The 23,024-nt window shown below is 70.6% G+C and carries 19 protein-coding genes, 1 tRNA gene and 1 pseudogene; 6 read left to right on the forward strand and 15 right to left on the reverse strand.

Annotated features, from left to right (window positions below; translation table 11 throughout):
• Window position 1: 1 nt before the first annotated feature.
• On the reverse strand, window positions 2–1,297 hold the full coding sequence (locus DEIMA_RS10580) for a tRNA nucleotidyltransferase/poly(A) polymerase-related protein (RefSeq protein ID WP_013557252.1): 1,296 nt from the start codon (window positions 1,295–1,297) through the stop codon (window positions 2–4).
• Window positions 1,298–1,359: 62 nt separating this feature from the next.
• Entirely contained in the window at window positions 1,360–2,136 is a 777-nt protein-coding gene (locus tag DEIMA_RS10585) for a peptidoglycan-binding domain-containing protein (protein ID WP_013557253.1), read from the reverse strand.
• A gap of 142 nt (window positions 2,137–2,278) precedes the next feature.
• Here DEIMA_RS10585 and DEIMA_RS10590 point away from each other — a divergent pair, with 142 nt between their 5' ends.
• From DEIMA_RS10590 to DEIMA_RS10600, 3 genes are all read left to right on the forward strand, one after another.
• Window positions 2,279–2,770: an NUDIX hydrolase gene (locus tag DEIMA_RS10590; RefSeq protein ID WP_013557254.1), complete on the forward strand. Its 492-nt coding sequence runs from the start codon at window positions 2,279–2,281 to the stop codon at window positions 2,768–2,770.
• Window positions 2,771–2,774: 4 nt separating this feature from the next.
• Window positions 2,775–3,692 carry a hypothetical protein gene (locus tag DEIMA_RS10595; RefSeq protein WP_013557255.1) on the forward strand — a complete coding sequence of 306 codons (918 nt, stop codon included), beginning with the start codon at window positions 2,775–2,777 and terminating at the stop codon, window positions 3,690–3,692.
• Window positions 3,693–3,714: 22 nt separating this feature from the next.
• Window positions 3,715–3,789 (forward strand) — tRNA-Ala (locus DEIMA_RS10600).
• A 148-nt stretch (window positions 3,790–3,937) separates the two neighbouring features.
• Here the strand turns inward: DEIMA_RS10600 and DEIMA_RS10605 are convergent.
• Window positions 3,938–5,038: a S8 family serine peptidase gene (locus tag DEIMA_RS10605; RefSeq protein WP_013557256.1), complete on the reverse strand. Its 1,101-nt coding sequence runs from the start codon at window positions 5,036–5,038 to the stop codon at window positions 3,938–3,940.
• A 125-nt stretch (window positions 5,039–5,163) separates the two neighbouring features.
• On the opposite strand from DEIMA_RS10605, the gene DEIMA_RS10610 reads away from it, so the two are divergent.
• Window positions 5,164–6,231, forward strand: a complete 1,068-nt coding sequence (locus DEIMA_RS10610; RefSeq protein WP_013557257.1) for an App1 family protein phosphatidate phosphatase — start codon at window positions 5,164–5,166, stop codon at window positions 6,229–6,231.
• 69 nt (window positions 6,232–6,300) lie between these two features.
• On the opposite strand, the gene DEIMA_RS10615 is transcribed toward DEIMA_RS10610, so the two are convergent.
• Complete coding sequence (locus DEIMA_RS10615; protein WP_013557258.1) at window positions 6,301–6,609, reverse strand: hypothetical protein; 309 nt, start codon at window positions 6,607–6,609, stop codon at window positions 6,301–6,303.
• A 104-nt stretch (window positions 6,610–6,713) separates the two neighbouring features.
• On the opposite strand from DEIMA_RS10615, the gene DEIMA_RS10620 reads away from it, so the two are divergent.
• Both DEIMA_RS10620 and rnr read left to right on the forward strand, forming a co-directional pair.
• Window positions 6,714–7,517, forward strand: coding sequence for an exodeoxyribonuclease III (locus DEIMA_RS10620; protein WP_013557259.1), 804 nt, complete (start codon window positions 6,714–6,716; stop codon window positions 7,515–7,517).
• A 155-nt stretch (window positions 7,518–7,672) separates the two neighbouring features.
• Window positions 7,673–11,518 (forward strand): ribonuclease R, encoded by a 3,846-nt coding sequence (rnr, locus tag DEIMA_RS10625; RefSeq protein WP_013557260.1) that lies wholly within the window; start codon window positions 7,673–7,675, stop codon window positions 11,516–11,518.
• A gap of 60 nt (window positions 11,519–11,578) precedes the next feature.
• On the opposite strand, the gene DEIMA_RS16965 is transcribed toward rnr, so the two are convergent.
• From DEIMA_RS16965 to DEIMA_RS10680, 11 genes and pseudogenes are all read right to left on the reverse strand, one after another.
• The gene (locus DEIMA_RS16965; protein ID WP_013557261.1) at window positions 11,579–12,184 is read right to left on the reverse strand and encodes a class I SAM-dependent methyltransferase; all 606 of its coding nucleotides are present in this window, start codon (window positions 12,182–12,184) and stop codon (window positions 11,579–11,581) included.
• Window positions 12,175–12,687 (reverse strand): hypothetical protein, encoded by a 513-nt coding sequence (locus DEIMA_RS10635; RefSeq protein ID WP_013557262.1) that lies wholly within the window; start codon window positions 12,685–12,687, stop codon window positions 12,175–12,177. Before DEIMA_RS10635 ends, DEIMA_RS16965 begins: the two co-directional genes overlap by 10 nt.
• Before the next feature lie 11 nt (window positions 12,688–12,698).
• A complete protein-coding gene (locus DEIMA_RS10640; RefSeq protein WP_043816663.1) occupies window positions 12,699–13,217 on the reverse strand; it encodes a hypothetical protein in 519 nt (172 codons plus the stop codon).
• Window positions 13,218–13,342: 125 nt separating this feature from the next.
• Window positions 13,343–14,680 (reverse strand): acetyl-CoA carboxylase biotin carboxylase subunit, encoded by a 1,338-nt coding sequence (gene accC / locus DEIMA_RS10645; protein WP_013557264.1) that lies wholly within the window; start codon window positions 14,678–14,680, stop codon window positions 13,343–13,345.
• A gap of 85 nt (window positions 14,681–14,765) precedes the next feature.
• Window positions 14,766–15,252 (reverse strand): annotated as a pseudogene (gene accB, locus DEIMA_RS10650) (acetyl-CoA carboxylase biotin carboxyl carrier protein).
• Between the two features lie 168 nt (window positions 15,253–15,420).
• Window positions 15,421–15,978 (reverse strand): elongation factor P, encoded by a 558-nt coding sequence (gene efp / locus DEIMA_RS10655; protein ID WP_013557265.1) that lies wholly within the window; start codon window positions 15,976–15,978, stop codon window positions 15,421–15,423.
• A gap of 109 nt (window positions 15,979–16,087) precedes the next feature.
• Window positions 16,088–18,163 carry a phosphate acetyltransferase gene (pta, locus tag DEIMA_RS10660; protein WP_013557266.1) on the reverse strand — a complete coding sequence of 692 codons (2,076 nt, stop codon included), beginning with the start codon at window positions 18,161–18,163 and terminating at the stop codon, window positions 16,088–16,090.
• Between the two features lie 142 nt (window positions 18,164–18,305).
• On the reverse strand, window positions 18,306–19,241 hold the full coding sequence (locus DEIMA_RS10665) for a hypothetical protein (protein ID WP_013557267.1): 936 nt from the start codon (window positions 19,239–19,241) through the stop codon (window positions 18,306–18,308).
• 12 nt (window positions 19,242–19,253) lie between these two features.
• Window positions 19,254–20,015 (reverse strand): hypothetical protein, encoded by a 762-nt coding sequence (locus DEIMA_RS10670; protein ID WP_013557268.1) that lies wholly within the window; start codon window positions 20,013–20,015, stop codon window positions 19,254–19,256.
• Window positions 20,016–20,228: 213 nt separating this feature from the next.
• Window positions 20,229–21,542: a Glu/Leu/Phe/Val family dehydrogenase gene (locus DEIMA_RS10675; protein WP_013557269.1), complete on the reverse strand. Its 1,314-nt coding sequence runs from the start codon at window positions 21,540–21,542 to the stop codon at window positions 20,229–20,231.
• Window positions 21,543–21,607: 65 nt separating this feature from the next.
• Window positions 21,608–22,840 carry a Glu/Leu/Phe/Val family dehydrogenase gene (locus DEIMA_RS10680; protein ID WP_013557270.1) on the reverse strand — a complete coding sequence of 411 codons (1,233 nt, stop codon included), beginning with the start codon at window positions 22,838–22,840 and terminating at the stop codon, window positions 21,608–21,610.
• Between the last annotated feature and the right edge of the window lie 184 nt (window positions 22,841–23,024).

A 23,024-nucleotide genomic window follows, 5' to 3' on the forward strand; every position in this document is an offset into this window, starting at 1 on the left:
TTTACGTTTTCCTGACGCTCCTCTCACGGTGCCAGGTCTGCAGGAGCGCCCGGGCGTCGGCGGGCGTAATGACCTCTCCGAGCGCCTGCGCTTCCGCGAGGGCGCGCGCGGCCGCGCCCACCTCCGGGCCAGGAGTCAGGCTCAACAGCGTCATGATGTCCGCCCCGTTCAGGAGTGGCCTGGGCGCTTCCGGCTGGGCGTCCAGTGCGGCGAGCACGCGGTCCATGGCGCGGGCGTACGCGAGCCGAGTCCCAGGGTGGCTGCTGGGGCCGCGCGCGGCTTCGCGGTCCGCGAGCATCAGGCTCAGCAGGTCCGGCAGCAGCGCGCGGCGGCGGTACACGAACCGCCGCGCCTCGCGCTCATCCGCCGGGAGGGGCAGCATGTGCGCCTTCACGAGGGCCGAGGCGTACTCGGTCAGGTCCGCCGGGAAACGCAGGCGCGTCAGCAGCGCGCGGGTGAGGTCGGCGCCCACGCGGTCATGCCCGTGGTAGCTGACGCGGCCCGTCGTGGGGTCGACGGCGCGCGTGCGGGGTTTACCCACATCGTGCAGCAGCGTCGCCCAGCGCAGCGTGAGGGTGGCGTCCGGGGAGCGCGCGAGCAGCTGGTGCAGCGCCTCAATGCCGTGATGCAGCACGTCAAGGTGGTGGAAACCGCCCTGCGAGACGCCCTCCCCTTCCGCGAGTTCCGGCAGGTACAGGCGGAGCAGCCCGAGGTCCTGCAGGCGCAGGACGCCCCGCGCGGCGTCCGGATGCAGCAGCAGCGCGTTCAGCTCCTCCCGGACGCGTTCCGGCGCGGGGAGCGGCAGGTTCGCCGCCGCGAGGTGCCGAAGGGCCGCTTCCGTGGCGGGCTCCACGCGGAACCCGAGGGTGGTGCTCAGGCGGGCGGCGCGCAGCAGCCGGAGCGGATCTGCGCGCAGGTTCGCTTCGCTGACCATGCGCAGCTGCCGCCGCTGCAGGTCCCGCCGCCCACCCGTCGGGTCGGTGACGCGCCCGTCCGCGTGCAGCGCGAGGGCGTTCACAGTGAAGTCGCGCCGCAGCAGGTCGTCCTCCAGGCGATCCGGCTGCGGCACGAAGTCGTGCTGCACGTCCCCGGCGCTGACCCGCCAGTACCCCCGGTCCGGGTCCAGCGGGAAGGCGCTTCCGCCCGTCTGAGCGGCCACGGCGCGCGCCGCGCCTTCCGGGTCGGGCGCCGCCCAGTCGAAGTCCTTCGGGGTGCGGCCGGACAGCAGGTCGCGGGCGGCGCCGCCCACCAGCAGCGCGCCGACGGGAAACGCGGGGAGGCGGGGTCGGCGGAACATGACGCTCAGGGTACAGGGTGAGCGGCAGGTCGGGCGTCCGCGTTCTGGCGGACGCCTACGGCCTAGCGGCTGCCCGCGCGGCGCTTCGCGATCGCTTCCGCGACCTTCGCGTCGAAGTACTTCGCGCTGCCGGCGAACAGCGCCCGCCACGTCGCGGCGTCCACGACGCCGTTCGCGGGCAGCCCGTTCGCACTCTGGAACGCAATGATATTCGCTTCGGTCATGGGGCCGTACCAGCCGTCCCCGCCCTTGCCCCGGTCGATGCGGGAAACGTCCATCAAGCGGTTCTGCAACGCGCGGATGTCCTCGCCGTTCATGCGCGGCGACGTGAGCCGCAGGGTCCGGCGGAACGCGGGGGTGTTCGTGACTGCCGGGGCGGGCTTCGTGGTGGGCGTGGCCGTGCGGTCCGTGCCGGTCACGGGCCCGGCCGTGCCTGGCTTTGCAGTGCCGGAGGAGGCTTTCGTGTCGGCGGGCGCGTCGAGGATCAGCAGGGCAGCGTAGCGTTTGGTGGCGTCCGGCCCGACGGTGACGTTGACGTACCCGTTCGGGGTCTTCACCCAGTTGTAGACGTAGCTGGTGTTCGTCTGGCTGCGCCACGCGCCGTACAGGCTCAGGTTCGCGGAGGACAGCGTGCGGCGCACGACGTCCACGCCGTCATCCGCGCCGATGCAGCGTTTGTCGGCACTGCCGTAGTTCTTCAGGCTGGCGGGGCACGGGAGGATGACGCCGTCGAGCGTGCTCGCGACCTGTTCGGTGACGCGGTTGATGTCGGTGGGGGTGGGCGCAGCGGCGGCCACACTCAGCAGGAACGGCAGCAGAGTCCAGCGGCGAGCGTTCATGCTCTACAGGTATCACGCGGCGTCCCCGGCGCTCCACGCGGTTAAAGCAGCGGTGATGCCCGCATGAGAGTCCTGCCCGCTCGGGCGCGCCGTAGGCCTGCTGGCCGACGCGGTGCGTCCCGGCGGTGGGTACGCTCGGGGTATGTCTGCACGTGAACGGTACCTGTCGCCCTCCACCGTATTCATCCTGCTGCGCCGTGACGATCAGGCCCTGGTGCTGCAACGCGTCCGCACTGGCTGGATGGACGGGCATTACAGCCTCCCTGCGGGCGCGGTCGAGGCGGGCGAGACGCTGCGCGCCGCTGCCGCCCGCGAAGCCCGCGAGGAAGTCGGCGTGCGGGTCGACCCGCACGCGCTCCGCCTCGTTCACGTCCTGCACTGCCGCACGCAGGGTGGCGCGTGGACGGGGCATTTCTTCGAGGCCACCACCTGGGAGGGTACGCCCGCGCTGGGCGAGCCGCACAAGCACGGGCACCTGCACTGGGCGCCCCTGGAGGCCCTGCCGGAGCCGTTCGTGCCGTACGTCCGCGACGCGCTGCTCGGCGCTGCACGCGGCGAAACGTACTCCGAGTCCGGCTGGGCGCCCGAAGTGCCGGCCGCTCACCTGCCGGTGGGGGCCGCCACTCTAGATTGAAGGCATGCGCCGCCCGTCCGCCCTGCTGCTCGCCGCGCTCCTCACGGCGTGCGCGCCGGCCACGACCGCGTGGCCGACCCTCAGCCCGTACAGTGGGGCGCTCACGGACCGTCCCGCGGACGCGCCGGATGTGCTGCTGCTCAGTGTGTCCGGCCGGTGCGCAGGGTTGTGCCCGACCGCGCCGGGCGACAACTGGGACTACCTGACGCCGCGCGGCACGGTGGGTGCCGTCGCGGACGCCCTGCGTGCCGAGGGCCTGAGCGTGCAGGCGGAAGGGTTCAGCGCGCATCTCACGGCGCACACGTCATCCCTGAGCGGCCGTGAGGAGCGCGGGTTCCTGCAACTGGAGGACGCGCTCGTCCGCGCGCACGAGACGCTCATGCGCGGTCGGCGTCACCCGACGCGGGTCGTGCTGCTCGCGCACTCGCACGGCACGGTGTGGACGCATCAGCTCACGCGCCTGCACCCCGAGGTGACCTTCGACGCCGTGATCGACCTCGACAGCGTGTGCGACCTGTGGGAGCGCGACAACGCCGCGGCCGTGCGCGCGTTCGTGCGGGGTCCCGGCACGGGCCGCTGGCCGTTCGACCCATCCAACCCGTGCGGGAGCGTCCTCGTTGGCCCGGCGCGCCTGGACGTGAAAGACGTGGTCTTCCCGAACGTCCACGCGAACCTCGAGGTGCAGTCGCAGCGGTTGGTGGGGCGCAGCACGGAACCAGCGGTGGGCCCTTTCGGCGCGAACTTCCCGTTCGACCTGGTGCGGAACGTCCGCTTCGACGGGACGCGAACGGGCATTCAGACGTACCGTTCGGGCACCGAGAACCACAGTCGCGTCACGTACCCGGGTGGGCCGAGCATGACGTGGGTGGTGAGCAGGGTGCGGGAACTGGCGCGCGCGTGGGCGCTGGACAACGCGCAGTAGCGGTGCTACCCTGATTCGGCCTGGGGGCATAGCTCAGCGGGAGAGCGTCTGCTTTGCAAGCAGAGGGTCTGCGGTTCGAATCCGCATGCCTCCACCAGAACAGGACCCTGCCTTCGGCAGGGTCCTTCGCTTGTGCCGCGCCTAGCGCCCCTCCAGGGAATGCCGTGCTGGCCCAGGGGCTTTCAGGGCCAACGGACATCCCACAGGGTGCAGCGGGGACGCCGCGTGTGGCGTCCCCGCATTCATCACTTGACGGTACTGACGGCCTTCACGGCCGCTTCGGCGTCGACGATGCCGGTCCCGCAGGTCTTGCGGGTGTCCGGGTCGCAGCGCCCACCCGGGAAGGGCGCGGCGGTGCGTGTCAGCAGGTCGCGGAGCTGCGTGGGGCTCAGGCGCGGGTTGAGGCCGAGGAGCAGGCTGGCGACGCCGGCCACGTGTGGCGCGGCGAGGCTGGTGCCGTCGCGCGGGCCGTACGCGGTGGGGATACCGTCCTCGCGGGTGCCGCCGGGCGCGGCGAGCGCCACGGCGCGGCCGTAGTTCGCGTACGGCGCGCGGCGCCCCGCGCGGTCCGTGGCGGTGACGGTCAGGACGCCTCGGCAGCCGGCGGGCGTGTACCCGCTCGCGTCGCGGTTGTCGTTGGCGGCGCCCGCGACGACCAGCACGCCGCGCACCGCGACGGCGTCGAGCGCAGCCTGGACACGCGTGTCGCAGCGGGTCAGCGGAATGAAGTCCGCGAACAGGGACGCGTTGATGATGCGTGCCGGGTTGGTGTTGATGGGTGCGCCCGTGACGGGCAGGCCCGCCGCCCAGCGCAGGCCGTCGGCGAGGTCGCGCGCGTCGATCTCGCCGTTCTGGTCGGCAACGCGGACCTGCACGAGGCGTGCGCGCGGGTTGATGCCGCTGATCAGGTCGGCGATCAGGCCCGGGTGGGTGGCGACGCCCGCACTCGCGGCGGGGTCGCGGTCGCGGGCGTCGCCGTCGCCGGCGCGGGCGGCGTCGCTCACGAAGTCGTAGCCGGGGAGGGCGGTGCTGGCGGCGGTGCGCGTGTAACCGGCATCGAGGATGGCGACGGTCACACTCGCGACCGTCGCACTGGTGCGCGCGCCGCTGAGGTGGATCGCCTGGTAGTTCCACGGCAGGGCTGCTGTGGCGGGCGCGGGCGTTGTCGGGGGAGGTTCCGGGAGGGGCGCGAGGTCGTCCGGCACGGTGACGCTCGGCGGGGCGGCGGGCGTCGTGGAGGGTGGTGGGGTGGGCCGCGTGGGCGGCAGGGCAGGGATGGTGGCCGCACTGGCGACCGCGAGGGTCAGCGCGGCGAGCGCCGGGAGGCGCAGGGCGGAGCGGGGCATGCGCTCACGCTAGCGACCGCATCTGACGCGCGGCTGAGTGGCGAGGGCCGCAGCATGAAGGTTCCGGGCGTGGCGTGCGCCCCGGCCCCTGCGGGTAGACTGTGCGCGTGACCGCGTTCAAACGAATGCTGCCCCTCCTGGAGCGCGCGGTGTCGCTGATGGATACGGCGACGCAACGGTACATTCATCCGCGCCGCGCGCGGGGCAGCCTGATCGTCATGCCGTACTGCGGGTGGGGCACGCCGCACCGTGTGGAAGTGAGTGGGCGCGTGCTGCTGCCGCGCACGATGCGCCCCCCGAACCGCGCGGACCCGCGCTGGCGCAACAGCATGAACATCCTGCGGCGCCTGTTCTCGCGCGAGGTCGCGGGCGTGCGCGTCATGGGCACGCTGGGCAGCGTGACGGTGTCGAGCGTGTCGGACGGGGACGGGTTCTTCAAGCTGGTGTTCGAGTCGGACGCGCCGCTGGCCGGCGGGTGGCACGACGCGACGCTGCGCCTGGAGGGGCGTGAGCGGGTGGATCTCGCGCGGGTGCTGGTGGTCGCGCAGGCGCGCTACGGCGTGATCAGTGACCTGGATGACACCGTCATTCAGTCGGACGTGACGCGCGCGTGGCGGATGCTGAAAACGGTGTTCACCGGGAATGCGCGCACGCGCTCGCCGTTCCCGGGAGTGGGATCGTTCTACCGGGCGCTCGCCCGGGAACCGCAGGGGCGCAACCCGATCTTCTACGTGTCGAGCAGCCCGTGGAACTTCTACGACCTGTTGTGGCAGTTTCTGTCGTACCGGCGGATTCCGCTGGGGCCTCTGTTCCTGCGTAACTGGGGCATTGAGCTGCTGCGCGGGCACGGCGGGTACAAGCATGAGCAGATCGAGCGGATCTTCAAGGTGTACCCGGACCTGAAGTTCGTGCTGGTGGGCGACAGTGGTGAGCGCGACCCGGAAATCTACGCGGAGGTGGTGCATCGCCATCCGAACCGCGTGCTGGCGGTGTACATCCGGGATGTGACGCCGCTGGACCGGGATACCGGCATCCTGAAGCTGGGGGAGGAGGTGTGGCGTGCGGGCGTGCCGATGGTGCTGGCGTCGGACAGTTACGACGCGGCGCTGCACGCGATGGCGATGGGGCTGATCACGCCGGCGGAACTGCGGAGCGTGATTCAGTCGCTGGAGCGCACGTACGCGCGCGCATGAGCGGGCCTCTCCCCCGCTGCGGATGACGTGAGGGGGCCGCGATGACGCGGCCCCCTCGGCGTGTGCGGTTTACTGGTCGAACTTCTCGTAACCGGCGGCGCTGCGGCGCTGCGCGCCGCGGGCGTAGTCGAGCTGCATCTCGACGTCTTCGTGGCGTCCCTCGCTGAAGACCGTGTCGGGCATCCAGTAGTTGAGGCGGTCGTCGCCGAGTTGCACCCACAGGCGCTGCGCGTCGTCGGCGTCGCGCCAGAACACGATGCGCTCGAAGTGGTTGGTGTCCGCCCAGGCCTGCACGTCCTGAAGCACGCGGGCGGCTTTGGGATGCACCATCTCGAACGGGCTGCCGTCCTTCTCGTTGCGGAAAAGCACTTCGGACATGCGCTCAGCTTACTCCGGGCGTCTGGGAGCGTCAGCGGCGACGATCCTTCCATGAAGCTCCCCTCAAGGCCGCCGCATCCGCCAGCCCTGCGCGTGAGGGTGACGTGCGGGGTGAACGCCTGCTTTATGCTGCGCGGGTGCGCATCACGACGCTGAATGTGAATGGTCTTCGTTCCGCCCTGCGCAAGGGCCTGCGCGAATGGGTGGTCACGCACGCGCCGGACGTGCTGCTGCTGCAGGAGGTGCGCGCCGACCCGATGCCGGAGGCGTTCGAGGACCTCGGGTACGCGTCCGCGTGGCATCCAGCGGTGAAGCCGGGGTACAGCGGCGTGGCGATCCTGTCCCGGCGGGGCCTGGAGGACGTGCGCGTCGGCATGGGCCTGGCGGACGTCGACGTGGAGGGCCGGGTGCTGAGCGCCGTCACGGACGGCGTGCGCGTCGCGAGCGTGTACCTGCCGAGCGGGTCGAGCGGGGAGGTCCGCCAGGGGTTCAAGGACCGCGTGCTGCCCCTCTACCACGCGTGGGTGGAGTCGCTGCTACCGCTGGGGCCGCTGGTGATCGGCGGGGATTACAACGTCGCGCATCAGAACGTGGACATCCGCAACTGGCGCGGGAACCTGAAGAACAGCGGGTTCCTGCCGCATGAGCGTGCGTGGATGACGCAGCATCTCGCGGCGGGCCTGACCGACGCGCACCGCGCGCGCCTGGGGGAGCGCGCGGAGTACACGTGGTGGTCGAACCGCGGGAACGCATACGCGAATGACGTGGGATGGCGGATTGATTACCTGTTGACGTCTGGGGTGGCGTTGCGGGAGGTGCGCGTGGACCGCAGTGTGCGCCTGAGCGATCACGCGCCGCTCACCGGGGAGGTGGTGCCTGACGGCGCGGCTGACGGTGCGCTGACGTGACCTTACGGTGATCTTGGCCTTTGCTGATGCGCGTCTGGGCGCGTGGTATGCTGGCGGTGCTTGCGGGCGCAGGATGCGCCGCACCACAGGACGTTGGCGAGTTGGTTTGCCGCGTCGGCTGGGTGGGCGCTGCGACCCGTAACACAAGGTGCTGAATGCCGAAAGCGAAAAAGGAGCGCGTGGCCGATTCCCAGGCCGCCCCGGCCTCCGAAAAGCGTCGCCGCAAGGCTGACCCGGACGCCGACAACACCCCGCAGCGCACCGCTCAGGAGAGCGTGAGCGCCTCGCCTCGTCGAACGCGCGCCGTGAGCGCCGAACCGACCGAGACCCCCAGCAGGAAACCGCGCGCCAACCGCGCAAAAACCCCGACCGCTCCGCTTGAGGCGGACGCGACCGAACCCACCGCGGCCGAAGCGCCCACCCCGGCGCGGCGCGGCCGGAAACCCAAAGCCGCCCTGGCCGACGCCGAGGCCACCACGCTGAAACGCACGCGTGGCCGCAAGGCTGCGCTGCAGGAACCCCAGGCCGTGCCCGCGCCGGTGGCGGAGCTTGACGCTGCGCCGGAAGTGGCCGCCGAGCGCCCTGACATCACCCCCGCGCCCGAAGCGGAGCCCGTGGTGGCGGACACCCCTGCCGTGCAGGCCGAGCCTGCGGCGGCGCCCGCGCCAACCGAGGCCAAGCCCCGCCGTGGCCGCCGTAAGAACGCCGAACCGGACGCGCCGACGCCCGAGCCCACCCCGGCCGTGAGCACCGTGGCCGAGGCCCCCGCCGAGTCCGCGCCGGCGAAACGCACGCGCCGCAAGAACGCACGCGTACCGGACGCCCCCACCCCCGCGCCGGTCGCCGAGGCTCTCTCGGTCGAGGCGGCCGTGGAGGGTGACGAGCAGGAACCGCCCGTCCCGGAAGCGCCCGCCATGGACGCCCCTGTCACGGCGAAGCCCACCCCTGAGGCGCCTGCACGGCAGACGCGCCGCCGCAGCGTCCGCGCGAACCGCGCGGCGCCCACGCCGGACGCGCCGTCCACACCGCGCGCCGACGCGCCCGCCCAGCCGGACTCGCCCGTCCCCGTGGCGCCCGCCGCGGACCTTACGCCCGAACCAGCCTCGCTGGACGAGCCGGACGCCAACGAGCGCCTCGACAACGAGGCCAGTGACGACGACGCCGGCGAGATCGTGACGGACGACCTGCCCGACACGGCGGACGCGCAGAACGTGGACGCCGCCCGCGAACTGCTGCTCGCGCAGCTCAAGAAACTCGGGCGGCCCGTGCACGTCCGCGACCTCGAGCGGACCTTCACCCGCCGCGACCGTGACGTGCTCGGCTCGCGCCGCGCGTTCACGGACCTGCTCTCGGACCTGGCCACGCAGGGCCTCGTGGTCCGCACGCGCAAGCACACCTACGGCCTGCCCGAGGCGATGAACCTCGTGCGTGGGCGCTTCCAGGCGTCCGCGGCGGGCTTCGGGTTCGTCGTGCCGGATGACGGCGGCGACGACTACTACGTCGCGCCGGAAGGGACGCTGGAAGCCTGGAACGGCGACATCGTCCTCGTGCGTCCCGAAGGGCGCGGCGGACGCCGCGGCGACAGCCCCGCAGCGGTCGTGGTGCGCATCGTGCAGCGCGCGTACACGCAACTGGTCGGCACGCTGGAGTACGCGCGCGGCTACGCCATCCTGAAGGCCGACGACGCCCGCGCCCGGCACCGCATCATGCTCGTTCCGGACGGCACCGAGGACGTGCCGGGCGGCGCGCGCGTCGTGGCGGCCCTGTTCTGGCCGGAGCAGACCGGCGAGGACGAGGTGTACGGCCAGATCACCCGCGTGCTCGGCGAGCAGGACGACCCGGAAACCGAGACGCAGGCCGTCATCGTGAAGTACGGCCTGCACGACGACTTCCCTGAGGAAGCCCTCGCGGAGGCCGAGGCAATCCCCCGCCAGCTGCCGCCCAGCGCGCTCGTGGGGCGCCTGGACCTGCGCGACCGGAACATCTTCACGGTGGACGGCCGCGACGCCAAGGACTTCGACGACGCCATCCACATTCAGCCGACCGAGGCGGGGAACTTCCTGATTGGCGTGCACATCGCGGACGTCAGCCATTACGTCACGCAGGGCAGCGCCCTGGATGACGAGGCGTACGCGCGCGCCACCAGCGTGTACCTGCCGGGCCGCGTGCTGCCGATGCTGCCCGAGCACCTCAGCAACGGCGTGTGCAGCCTCGTGCCGTACGAGGACCGCCTCACGATGAGTGCGCTGATCGAGCTCACCGCGGACGGGGACATCCTGAACGTGGAACTCGCGAACAGCGTCATCAACAGCAAGGCGCGCCTGACGTACGACGAGGTGCAGGCGTACAGCGAGGGCACGGCGACCATGCCGCACCACGCCCGCCACCTCGAAGGGGACCTGCACCTGCTGCTGAAGCTCACGACGCGCATGCGTCAACGGCGCCTGCGTGCGGGCAGCCTGGACTTCAAGCTGCGCGAGGTGAAGGTGGACGTCGGCCCGGACGGCCGCATGGAACTCATCCCCATCCGCGAGGAAACGGCGCGCGGCATGATCGAGGACCTGATGCTCCTCGCGAACAAGGTCGTCGCGCGGTACCTGCTGGAGCACCACGTGCCCACGCTGTACCGCGTGCACGAGGAGCCCACCGCCGGGCGATTCGGTGAGGTGAGCGCCGCGCTGGGCCGCATGGGCCTCGCGTTCCAGGGGAGTGACCCGACGCCGCAGGCGTACCAGGGCGTCCTGAAGCAGGTCCGCGGCACGCCGCAGGAGAGCGCCGTGAACACCCTGCTGCTGCGCAGCCTCAAGCAGGCGCGGTACGCGGAGGAGAACCTCGGTCACTTCGGGCTCGCGTTCGACGAGTACCTGCACTTCACCAGCCCCATCCGCCGGTACCCGGACCTGCTCGTGCACCGCGTCCTCAAGGCGCAGCTGAGCGGCGAGGCGACCGAACGGTACAAGGCCGACATGTCCGCCAAGCTGCCCGAAATGGGGCAGCACACCAGTGACCGTGAACGCACCGCCGCCGAGGCGGAACGCGACCTCACGAAGTACTACCAGGCGAAATGGGCCGAAGAGCACCTCGGGGAAACCTTCGAGGGGCACGTATCGGGCGTGGTGGCCAGCGGCCTGTACATTGCCCTGGACAACGGCGTGGAAGGCAAGCTGCACATCAGCAACCTCGACGACGACTACTACCTGTTCCTGGAGGACGCCATGATGCTGCGGGGCCGCAGCACCGGGCGGATGTTCCGCCTCGGGGACGCGGTCACCGTGACCATCGCGCAAGTGAACCCGCTCGCGCGTCAGATTGACTTCACGCAGGAGAACCCCATGAATGCAGGCGACAGCAAGGCGCGCGCGCGCCGCCGTGACGAAAAAGAAAAGGAAGTACGCCCTGGCCGGGGCGCACCCCGCCAGGGCGGCACGGACGGCGACCGAGAGCGCGGCGGTGAGCGTCGCAGCGGACCCGGCGCGCGCACGAACGGCACGCTGAGCGCCGCCGGTCAGGGCAGCGGGCGTGGCCGCAGTGGCAGCTACGAGTCAGCGCGCCCCCAGAGCGGGGGCGGGCAGCGCCGCCGCATTGTGACGCTCGAACGCGCCCGCAACGAGCACCTGCGCCCCGTAAACATCACGGTGCAGCGCATGTACTTCGGGGACTGGAGCATCGAGAACCTCCCGCCGGACGACGGGCAGGGCAACGGTGGCGGCCGTGACCGTGGCGGGCTCCGCGAACGCGGCGGCTTCCGTGACCGCAGCGCGCCCCGCGAGGGGCGCGGGGAGCGCCCGGAACGCAGCGGCGGGGACCGCGAGCGTGGGCCGGCGCGTCAGGCGAGCGCCCGCCCGGCGCAGCCGCGTGAACGTGCGGAGCGCGCGCCGGCAGCGCCCGCACCGGAAGCTCAGGCCGCCCCGGTTGCCGAGAGCGGCCTGGATGCGGACGGGCAGCGCCGCCGCCGTCGGCGCCGTGGCCGCCGTGGCGGCGGGAACGGCACCGCCGAGTAAGATCCCGGCACGTGAAGGAGGGGGCACCGAGGGGTGCCCCCTCCCCTCTTCCCGGGCGGGTCAGGGCTGCAGGGTGTGCACGACCAGCGAGAGGGTGTCGGGCCACGTGGCCGGGAGCGCGCGCGGGTCAAACGTGACGCCCGGCAGGAGCGTGGAGGCGTCCGTGCGCGTCAGGGTGACGGACCACGTGAGCACCTGGCTGCGTGGGGCGGCGCCAAGGGCGCGCAGGTGCTCCAGCAGGGTGTCGTGCGCGTCTGGTATCTCACCGGCGGAGTGGCGCAGCGCCTGCAGGTGCGCGGGCCCGTGGGCAGCAACGATGACCTGCCCGCCGGGGCGCCGGACGCGCTCCGCTTCCCGCAGGGCTGCGGCGGGGTCCTGCAGGTGCATGAAGACCCGGACGAGGAGCACCGCGTCGAACGTGCCTTCTGGGTACGGGAGGGCGTGCGCGTCGCCCGCGCGGACCGTGCCGTGCGGCGCTGTGTCCAGGCCTTCTAACCGCCCGGTGTGCCCGGCCGCGCGCAGGGTCCGCAGCAGGTCGCCCGTGCCGGCGCCCACGTCCAGAACGTCCGCGTGCCCGGAGAGGCGCAGGGCGTCCAGCAGGGCGGCGTGCGGCCACGCCCGGCCCAGCCGCGTGGACAGCAGGGCGTCACGTTCGCTCAGCGCCATGTCTGCGTGAGGGTGGCGTCTACGCGGGCGCGGAAGGTGACGTTGACGCTCGGGTCCACGTCCGGGAGGGGCACGCGGATGATGGCGGTACTGCGCCCGATGACGCCGATGGGCAGGCCGCGCGGGTCCGTGGCGCCGTCCACCGTCCGTGAACCGCTTTCGAGGGTTACGCGGCCGCCCTGAACGCCGACATACCGTCCCGGTTGGAGGGTGGCCGTGGCGGTGAAGGAGCGCGCGCCAGTCCGGTCGGCAGCCCCGAGCCGCAGGGTGCTTTTGGTGGGGAGGTCCTCGGCGATGAACGCGTCGAGCGCGAATGGCTGCGGCGGGTACGCGCCGCGCGTTTCCGTGGTGGTGCGGGTGTCGTCCTCGGCGGCGGTGGTGAAGGCGTCACTGAGAATGGCGGCGATCCAGGCCTGGTTGTACCGGATGGTGCTGAGGCCGACGCCACGCCTAGGGTCTGTGCGACTGAATCCCGCAGGCCAGATTTCGGGGTGTTTCGGCATCGGATGGCCGTTCAGTCGACGGATTTCGCGGCAGTTTCCTGTAGCTTCGTCTCTTCAACGGACGACCCAGCCCTTCGTCCGCGTTCAGTCGCACAGACCCTAGGCTGCACGTCTTTCAGCTGGAGTTGGAAACGGGCGTTGTCGTACGTGCCGACGGGCGCACCATTCGCCTGAATGTCGACGCGCATGCGCGCCCCGAACAGCAGGTCGAAGGCGTCGAGGGTCACCGTGAGGTCGGCGGCGCTCACGTCCGTTCCGCTGGGCGCGGCGCCGGCGCCCTGGAAGGTCCAGCGGTTCGGCAGGGGGACCGGCTGGGCGGCGAGCGCTTTCTGCCACCTGGTTTTCGCGGCGGCGAGCGCCGTGGCGCTCAGGCGCACGTTCGGTTTGGGTTGCACGTCCACGCTCAGGAACGTCACGACGCGCTCGAAGGTGACGGTGGCGTTCACAGGCTGGCCGGGTGTGAACTGGAGCCGTACGGGCGCCGCGAGTGCGGGCGTGAGCAGCAGGACGGTCAGGGCAAGGGAGCGCACCCCGCGACTGTAGCGGATGGGGGCCCGCGGGTGCGCGAGGGTGCCCCCGGCGCCCGCTCCAGCCTGCACCGCTGAACGGGCGGGGGGCGGGGCGACCGTGGCCGCCCCGCCCCCCGCCCGTTTGCTTACATCTCCATGCGGGTTTTCAGGAAGTTCGTGAGGACCGCGCCGCGTTTGTAGAACGGGTTGTCCATGATCTTCACGTACAGCGGCACGGTGGTTTTCGGGCCGTCAATCACGGTTTCCTGCAGCGCGCGCTTCATGCGGGCGATGGCAAGGTCACGCGTGTCGTGGTGCACGATCAGCTTGCCGATCAGGCTGTCGTAGTGCGGTGGGATGGTGTAACCGCTGTACGCGTGGCTGTCCACGCGCGTGCCGGCCCCGCCGGGGAAGTGGACGTTCTCGAGCTTCCCGGCGGCCGGGCGGAAGTCCTTGTCGGGGTCTTCGGCGTTGATGCGGCATTCGATGGCGTGCCCGCGCAGTTTCACGTCGTCCTGCTGGATGGCCAGGCCGTACCCGGCGGCGATTTCCAGTTGGAGTTTCACGAAGTCCAGGCCGCTGATCATCTCGCTGACGCAGTGCTCCACCTGGATCCGGGTGTTCATCTCCATGAAGTAGAAGTTCCCGTCGGTGTCCACGATGAATTCGAGCGTGCCCGCGCCTGCGTAGTTCACGTGCTGGGCGAGACGCACGCCGGCCGAGAGGATCTCCTGACGGAGCGTGTCCGGGAGGGTGCTGGGTGCTTCCTCGATGAGTTTCTGGTTGCGGCGCTGGATGCTGCAGTCACGCTCGCCGATGTGGATGACGTGCCCCTGCCCGTCGCCCATGACTTGCACCTCGACGTGCCGGAACTCCTCGAGGAATTTCTCCATGATGATGGCGGGGTCGCCGAAGTACAGGCGCGCTTCCTCCTGTGCCTGCCCGAAGGCGCTGCGCAGTTCATCCTGGGTGCGGACGACTTTCTGGCCGCGTCCGCCACCGCCGGCGCTGGCCTTGAGCAGCACCGGGTAGCCGATGTTCTTCGCGGCGAACAGGGCGTCCTCGACGCTGTCCAGCACGCCCGTGCCGGGCACGGTGGGAACATTGGACTGCGCGGCGATGTCGCGCCCGCCGGCCTTGCTGCCGAGTGCGCGCATGCTTTCGGGCGTCGGGCCGATGAAGACAATGCCGTGCTCGCGGCACATCTCGGCGAAGTCGGGGTTTTCGGCCATGAAGCCGTATCCAGGGTGGATGGCTTCGGCGCCGGTCATAAGCGCGGCGCTGAGGATGTTGGGGATGTTGAGGTAGCTGGCGTTGCTGGGCGCGGGACCGACGCACACGGATTCGTCGGCGAGGAGCACGGGGAGGCTCTTCTCGTCGGCCTGGGAGTACACGACGACGGTCTTGATGCCCAGTTCGCGCGCGGTGCGGATGACGCGCAGCGCGATCTCGCCGCGGTTGGCGATCAGGATTTTCTTGAACATGACACGTCCTTGCCCGCGTGGGGGCAAACGTCGGCGCGCGGGCCGGGCGCAGCGGGCCGTCCCGGCGCGGCGCGCGCCGGGCGTTTCACTCGATGATGAACAGGGTCTGGCCGTACTCGACGGGTTCGGCGTTCTTCACGAGGATCTGCTTGATGGTCCCGGCCTGCTCCGCCTCGATCTCGTTCATGAGCTTCATCGCTTCGATGATGCACAGGACCTGCCCGGCTTCGACGCGGTCGCCGACTTTCACGTATGCGGGAGCGTCGGGGCTGCTGGCGGAGTAGAACGTGCCGACGATGGGCGCCTTGACGGGCGTGCCGGTCGCGGCGGGCGCGGGGGCCGGCGCGGCCTCGGCGGCGGGCGTAGGGGCCGGCGTGGCGCTCGGGGTGGGCGTGGGGGCTGCGGGCGCGGGGGGCGTGGACGACCGGGGCGGGCGCGGCGATCATCTGCACGGGCGCCGCTTCGGGGCCGCGGCGGATGTTCAGTTCGTACTCGCCGGTCTTGAGGCTGAATTCACGGACGTCGGCGCTCTCAAGCGCGTTGAGGATGTCTTTGAGATCTTGCGGATTCATGGGTTCCTCCCTGCACGGTGTTGGCCGGTCAAACGTTTGTTGGCTGGCAATCCTCCGGGGATTGTACCGCGCAGACGCGCCCCAGGCGCGCAAACTGGACTGGGTTCAGCGTCACAAAGCAGCAGCCGCCCCCAGCGTGGGAGCGGCTGCTGCTTTCAGGCATGGCGATTACGCGCGGCCGAGGTACTCGCCGGTGCGGGTGTCGACCTTCACGTCAGTGCCCTGCTCCACGAACAGCGGCACCTGCACGGTCGCGCCACCTTCGAGCTTGGCGGGCTTGGTGCCGCCGCTGACGGTGTCGCCGCGCACGCCAGGATCCGTTTCGATGATCTTCAGGATCACCTGGTTGGGCAGCGTGATCTTGAGGGGCTTCTCGCGGAACATCTGCACTTCGACTTCCATGTTTTCCTTCAGGAAGCGGCCGGCTTCGCCCGCGAGGACGGGGGGCAGGCTCACCTGGTCGAAGGTCTCCATGTCCATGAACATGAAGTCGTCGCCGTCCTTGTACAGGTACTGCATGGTCTTGCCTTCAACGAAGATGTCCTGCAGTTTTTCGCCGCTGTTGAAGGTGCGGTCCACGATGCTGCCCGTCTCCATGTTGCGGAACTTCGTGACGACCTTCGCGCCGCCGCGCCCCATCTTGAGGTGCGAGTACTCGAGGCATTCCCACAAGCCGCCGTCCATTTCCACTTTCGTTCCGTTGCGCAGTTCCGTCACGCTGATCATGTTGTTCTCCTTGGTTTTGGCCGGGGCGCGTCGAGGCGCCACGCGGCAACAGGAGCCAGTTTACCAGATCAGGGCGGGACGCCCAAAGCGTCCCGCCCTGACGGGGCCGTCACTGCGTCGACTGAATAGCCGTCAGGGCGATGGTGTACACGATGTCGTCCACGAGTGCGCCGCGCGACAGGTCGTTCACGGGTTTGTTCAGCCCTTGCAGCATCGGCCCGACCGCCACGACGCCCGCGCTGCGCTGCACGGCCTTGTAGGTGGTGTTGCCGGTGTTCAGATCCGGGAAGATGAACACCGTCGCGCGGCCCGCCACGGGACTGCCAGGGGCTTTCTGCTCCCCGACGGACAGGACGCTCGCCGCGTCGTACTGCAGGGGCCCGTCGATCATGATGTCCGGTCGGCGCTCGCGGACGAGGTCCGTGGCGCGCTTGACCTTCTCGACGTCCTCGCCCGCGCCGCTCGTGCCAGTGCTGTAACTGATCATGGCGACGCGCGGCGTGATGCCGAACGCCTTCGCGCTGTCCGCCGACTGCACGGCGATTTCCGCGAGCTGCTCCGCGTCCGGGTTTGGGTTGATGGCCGCGTCGCCGTACACGAGGACCTGCTCGGGCATCAGCATGAAGAACACACTCGACACGATGGTCGCGCCCGGCGCCGTCTTGATCAGCTGCAGCGCGGGCCGCACGGTGTTCGCGGTCGTGTGCACCGCGCCGCTCACGAGGCCGTCCACTTCGTCCTGCGCGAGCATCATGGTGCCGAGCACGACCGTGTCTTCCAGCTGCGCTTCCGCCATGGGCGCCGTCAGGCCCTTGCTGCGGCGCAGCTCCACCATCGGCTCCACGTACCGGCCGCGCACCTCGTCCGGGTCGATGATCTCCAGCTCCGGCGGCAGCGTCACGCCCTGCGCGTCCGCGACGGCGCGCACCCGCTCGGGCTTGGCGAGCAGCACACACCGCGCGATGCCTTTCTCATGGCAGATGGCGGCGGCGCGCACGGTGCGCGGCTCGTCCCCTTCCGGCAGCACGATGCGTTTGTTCGCTACGCGCGCCTTCGTGATGAGGTGATGCCGGAATGCCGCCGGCGGCAACCGCACCTCGCCCCCACCGGTCGCGCGCGCACGCAGCGGCGCCGTGTCCAGGCGGTCCGCGACGTACTCCAGCGTGCGCTCCATGCGGGCCGTATCGTCCGGCGGAACAGCCCGGTCGAGCTGCGTGAGGCGGCCCGCCGTCACGTACGTGTTCGACTCGACCAGCAGCACCGGCAGCGTGCTGCCGAGCGCCGGCTGGCACAGGCGCCAGATCGGCTCCTCAGGCGCCTGACCCGCCGTGAGCAGCAGCCCGGCCAGCGGCGTTCCCGCGAGGTGCGCGAGGCTCGTCGCCATGATCACGTCCTCACGGTCGCCGGGCGCCACGACGAGCGTCCCGGCCTTCAGGAGGTCCACGATGTACGGCGCGCTCCGCGCGGACACCAGCGTGCTCGTCACTCGGCGTGTATCCATCTCGCCGGCGTTCAGGACGCGCGCGCCGAGCGCCACCGCGATGTCCCGCGTGCGCGGCGCGGCCACCTCGGTGTTCTCGCCGATTACGCCCAGCAGCGGCAGGCCCGCCGCGAGCGCGCGGCTGCGGCCCCGCAGCTCGGCAAGCAGCGCGCCGAAATCCAGGCCGCGCGGCAGGAAGTTCAGGACGTACCCCGCGAGGCCCTCCCCGCTGGACCCGGAGTAGTCCTGCGCGGCGATCTCCAGCCCGTCCGCGAGGTCCGCGGGCGTGCGCCCCTCCAGGCTGGCCACGAGCACAGCGCGCGCCGTCAGGTTGCGGTTCAGGGCGACGTTCAGTTGCGCGGCGTACGGGTTGCGGCCGCCCAGGCTGACGCCCTCCACCACGAGGACGTCCGCGCCGTCCTGCGTGGCCTGCGCCGCCAGGGTCACGACCTCCTCCATCAGCTGCTCGTCCGCGCTGCCACCCAGCAGCGCCTCGGCGCGCGCGAGCGGCACGGCGTCCGGCACGTGCGGCGTGATCAGCGCGCGCGCGAAGTGCACGCTCGCGTCGGGCGCCGCGTGATCCTGCGCGACCGGCTTCAGGAACGCGACCTTCAGACCGCTGCGCTGCAGCGCCCGCGCGAGCCCCAGCGCGACGCTGGTGAGGCCCACGTTCTGCGCCGTCGGCGCGACAAACAAAGTCACCATACGGCCTCACTGTAAACGCCGCGCCGCAGGGCGCCCTGTCAACGGCGCGCGCACACCTTTACACCTCGTTCACCTCAGCGCGTCGCGAACCGGCAGCGGCCTGCGTTCCGTGGGGGTGCGCCCGAGCCCCGCTACCCGCCGGTTACAGTTCGTTCACTTGCGGGCGGAAGTTCACGTCGCGGATGAACTGCAGGTACTCCGCTTCGCTCAGCGCTTCCTTCTTGCCGGCCAGCGCGACGAACATGGCCTCCATGACGTTCGTCGCGAAGTTCCGCGACCCGATCTTCGGCGTGGTCGTGATGAGCCGGGCGACGCCCCGCTCCCGCATCCACACGCGGTCCGGTTCGGTGATGGTCTGCGTGAGGACGGTCTTCCCCGCCAGGTCACGGGGTGCGTAGCGCTTCACGTAGTGCGTGTCCCCGGCGATGACGTCGGCCCACGCGTAGTACTGCGTGCCTTTGCCCTGCACGCTCTCGTTCTGCTTGTCGCCGGTCGGGTAGAACCAGTCCTGCGGGAGGTGCGTGATGACCGGCAGGACAGTGCGCGCCACGTTCCGCAGGGCGCTCAGGGTCCGCAGGGGAATGTTCATGCTCAGCCCGAAGATGATGTCGCCGTACACGAGGTCCGCGCCGTGCTCCGCGAGCGCCTCGGCCATCCCGAAGCGGTCGACGGCGCTGACCATCAGCACCCGTTGCGTTTTCCAGCGCAGCACGCTGTCGAGCTGCCGGACGGCCTCGCGCTCCAGGGTGTTCTTCAGGCCGCTGCCGTCCAAGACAGGCGTCTGGCGTGCATTCGCGACGAGTTTGCGGACGTTGCTGAACGAGTAGCGCCGCCCGGCCGCGACGACGTACAGGTCCGCGCCGCCCAGCCCGAACGCGTCCACACGACCGTCGAGGGCGCGCAGCACCTCGGCGGCCTGCCGGGCGTCCCCGTCGGTGCCGAGGCGCTCCAGAATGAACCGCTGCCCGAGGACCTCGGTTTCCTCGCGCGCGTTGCGCTTGCTGGAGCCCAGGGAGACACTCACGACGTGCCGCACGCCACTCGGCGCGGGCTGCCAGTTCTTCAGGAGATCGGTCATGTGCCGCTCATTCTAGTCGCGCAGTGCCTCGCCGGTCGCGCGGCCGAACGCCCGCGCGGCGCGCAGCAGTTCCCGCCGGAGAGCGTCCCCTTCGCTGGCCTGCACGGCCCGCACGCGCGCGAGTTCGTTGGCGCTCAGGTACGCGTTCACGCGCCACGCGCCCACCGCAGCGTCCGGAGAGTGCAGGCTCGCGGGCACGCCCGACAGGGCCGCGCAGACGGACGCCAGGAACGCGCCGGTCAGTTCGCTGTCGACGCGCAGGGCCCGTTCGGGCCGGGCGAGGCGCGCAGCGTGCAGCAGCGAGAGGTCCCGGACGGCGTCCGCGAGGGTCCGCGCGGGCGCGCCCGCCACCTCTGCGTCCCCAAGGGTCTGGGCGGCGCGGACCAGCAGGTCCGGCGTGATCTCGGCGTCCGGGTGGCCGTACACCCAGCCTTCCGCGCGGGTCTCCGCAAGGCGGGCCACGTTGAGTCTTTCCAGCACGCGCGCGCGTTCGGCGGGTGTGAGGTCCGGTTCATCCACGAGGGCGAGGATGGCGGCGTCCACTTCTTCCGGCGTGCCGTTCAGGGCGAGGAGCAGCGCGTCGGCGGGGCGTACGTCGCCGGTGAGGGCCGGGTCGGTGAGGGCCGGCAGGGTCGCGTCGAGGTCATGGAGGGTCAGGCCTGCCTGCGTGAGGAGGTGCATCAGGACGTTGCGGGCCTTGTCACGCTCGCCGCCCTGGGCGGCGCGCCACAGCGCCAGCAGCCGCTGCCCTTTTCGGATCGCCGCGTCAGTCATGGCGTGAATTCTAGGCGCTCCGGCACGTGGCGCGCGCCCATGCGCCGCACGGGCCGCGTTCATGCAGCGCCGCTCACCCGGAAAGAAGCGTCACACTGCGTTCAGCCGGACGCCGGCGCGCTGCCGTTGGCGTTCCCTGGCCTGAACCTGGCCGCACAAGGCCAGCGCCCGGAAGCGAACTTCCGGGCGCCACTCAGGGATGCCGGCTTCGGCTCAGGGGTAGAGGCCGCGGAGGGCGCGCGCTTCGAGCACGCGGGTGCAGGCCACGATGTACGCGGCCGTGCGCAGCGTCACCTTGTGCCGGGCTGCCACGTCCCACAGGCTGCCGAACGCCTCGGTCATGATGCGGTCGAGGCGGGCGTTGATCTCGTCCTCGGTCCAGAAGAAGCTGCTGAAGTCCTGCACCCACTCGAAGTACGACACCGTCACGCCGCCCGCGTTGGCGAGCACGTCCGGCACCACCGTCACGCCCCGCTCGTGCAGGATGTCGTCCGCGGCGGGCGTGGTGGGGCCGTTGGCGCCTTCCACGATGACTTTCGCGCGGATGCGACCGGCGTTCGCTTCGGTGATCTGGTTCTCGAGCGCGGCGGGAATCAAGACGTCGCACTCGGTTTCCCAGAAGGCGTCGCGGTCGAGGGTGTCCGTATCGGGCATCCCGAGGATGCTGCCAGTGCTGCGCAGGTGCTCGATGGCCTGGTGCGGGTTGATGCCGGCACTGCTGTAGATCGTGCCGGTCACGTCCTGAATGCAGACGATTTTCGCGCCGTGGTCGTGGAAGATGCGCGCGGCGGCGTTACCGACGTTCCCGAAGCCCTGCACGGCCACGCGGGCGCCTTCGAGAGGCACGCCGAGTTTCTGCATGGCCTGCGCGCCGGTGACGAACACGCCGCGGCCGGTGGCGTCACTGCGGCCCAGCGACCCGCCGAGGCTGATGGGTTTCCCGGTGACGACGCCGGTGGCGGTCTTGCCGGTGTTCATGCTGTAGGTGTCCATCATCCACGCCATGATCTGCGGGTTGGTGTTCACGTCGGGCGCGGGAATGTCCTTTTCCGGCCCGATGATCAGGCCGATTTCGGTGGTGTAGCGGCGCGTGAGGCGTTCGAGTTCCGCGGTGCTGTACTTGCGCGGGTCGATGCGGATGCCGCCCTTACCGCCGCCGTACGGGAGGTTCACGGCGGCGTTCTTGACGGTCATCCATGCCGAGAGCGCCATGACTTCGCTGAGCGTGACGTCCTGGTGGTAGCGGATGCCGCCCTTGGCGGGACCTCGGCTGGTGTTGTGCTGGACGCGGTAACCCTCGAAGTGCGCGACGGTGCCGTCGTCGAGGTGGATGGGGACGTCTACCACCAGAATGCGTTTGGGCCGCTTCAGCGTTTCCACCCAGTACGCCAGTTTCCCCAGGTACGGCGTTACCCGCTCCACCTGCTCCAGGAAGATGCCATACGGGCCGAGGTGGCGGGGGTCGAGGTACGAGGGGATCTCGTGCGTGTGGCGTGGTGGGGTGGTGTCGTGCTCGGTGGTGGTCATGGGCACTCCTTTTGGGGGAGAAAGGAACGTGGGGGTGTGGGGTTGGCCGTGGCGCGCCGGGGCGCTTACGGGTAGATGCCGCGCAGGATGGTGGCGTCGTGCAGACGGTTCAGGGCGACGGCGTACCCGGCGGTGCGGAGATCCGTCTGGCGCGTGCGGGCGAAGGCCATGACGTGTTCGAGCGCGGCGAGGATGCGCGTGTCGAGCGCGCGGACGATTTCGTCCTCGGTCCAGAAGAAGTTGCTGGCGTCCTGCACCCACTCGAGGTAGTTGACGATGACGCCGCCGTTGCTGGCGATCAGGTCGGGGATGACCTGCACGCCGCGCCGGTTCAGGAAGGTTTCCGCTTCGGGCATGACGGCGCGGTTGGTCGCCTCAACGAGGGTGCGGGCGCGGACGTCGGCGGCGTTGCCGGCGTTGATGGCGCCGTAGTCCCAGGCGAGCACGAGGATGTCGACGTCGAGCGCGAGGAGTTCCTGCGCGGTGAGGCGCAGGCCGGCGCCGTCGACGCTGCCGGTGAGGTCGCGGTGCGCGATGACGGCGTCGAGGTCGAGGCCGCCGCTGGCGTACGCGCCGCCGGCCTGGTCGCTGACGGCGACGATGTGCGCGCCGCGCTGCGCGAGGACCTGCGCGGCCTTACGGCCGACGCCGCCGAAGCCCTGCACGGCCACGCTGAGGTTCTTGACGCTGCCGAGCACCTGTTCGGTGACGAGGGCGGCGCTGCGGCCACGGGCGTCCTTGCTGCCGTAGCTGCCGCCGAGCGGGATGGGTTTACCGACGACGACGCCGCTACTGGTGTCACCGAGGTTTTCGTTGTAGGTGTCGAGCATCCACGCCATGACCTGCTCGTCGGTGCCGATGTCGGGGCTCATGATGTCCTCGCGCGGGCCGATGAGTTCGACGAGTTCGCTGGTGTAGCGGCGCGTGAGGCGTTCGAGTTCGCCGGGGCTGAGCGTGGTCGGGTCGACGTTCACGCCGCCTTTGGCGCCGCCGATGGGCAGGTCCGCGATGGCGGCCTTGAGGGTCATGATGCCGGCGAGCACTTCGCATTCGTGGGCGTTCAGGCCGTCCTTGTAGCGGACGCCGCCCATGGCGGGACCGCGGCCGATGCTGTGCACGGTGCGGTAGCCTTTGAAGACGCGTACGGCGCCGTCGTCCATGCGGACGGGGAGGCTGAGCGTCACGGTGCGTTTGGGGTATCTGAAATAAGCCAGCGACGCGTCGCTGGCCTGGGTATGCGGCAAGGCGCGCTCCATCTGCTCCATGAGTCCTTGCCAGTTGAGTCCTGCGGCGGTCATTCGCGTTCCTCCGGTGTGGTGTTGGTCGAGGCGCCCCGGACCCGACCTAACAAACGTCCATTCGTCCGGTGGCGCTGCTCACACTACTCCGATCCTACACCCCACGCAACCCGCTCCAGGCGGCCCCCAGCGCTGCTGCGAGACCATGCACCCAGAACCGCTTCCACCCCCCACCACGTGCATA

This window comes from Deinococcus maricopensis DSM 21211 (genome assembly GCF_000186385.1).
In the GTDB taxonomy this organism is placed as follows: domain Bacteria; phylum Deinococcota; class Deinococci; order Deinococcales; family Deinococcaceae; genus Deinococcus_B; species Deinococcus_B maricopensis.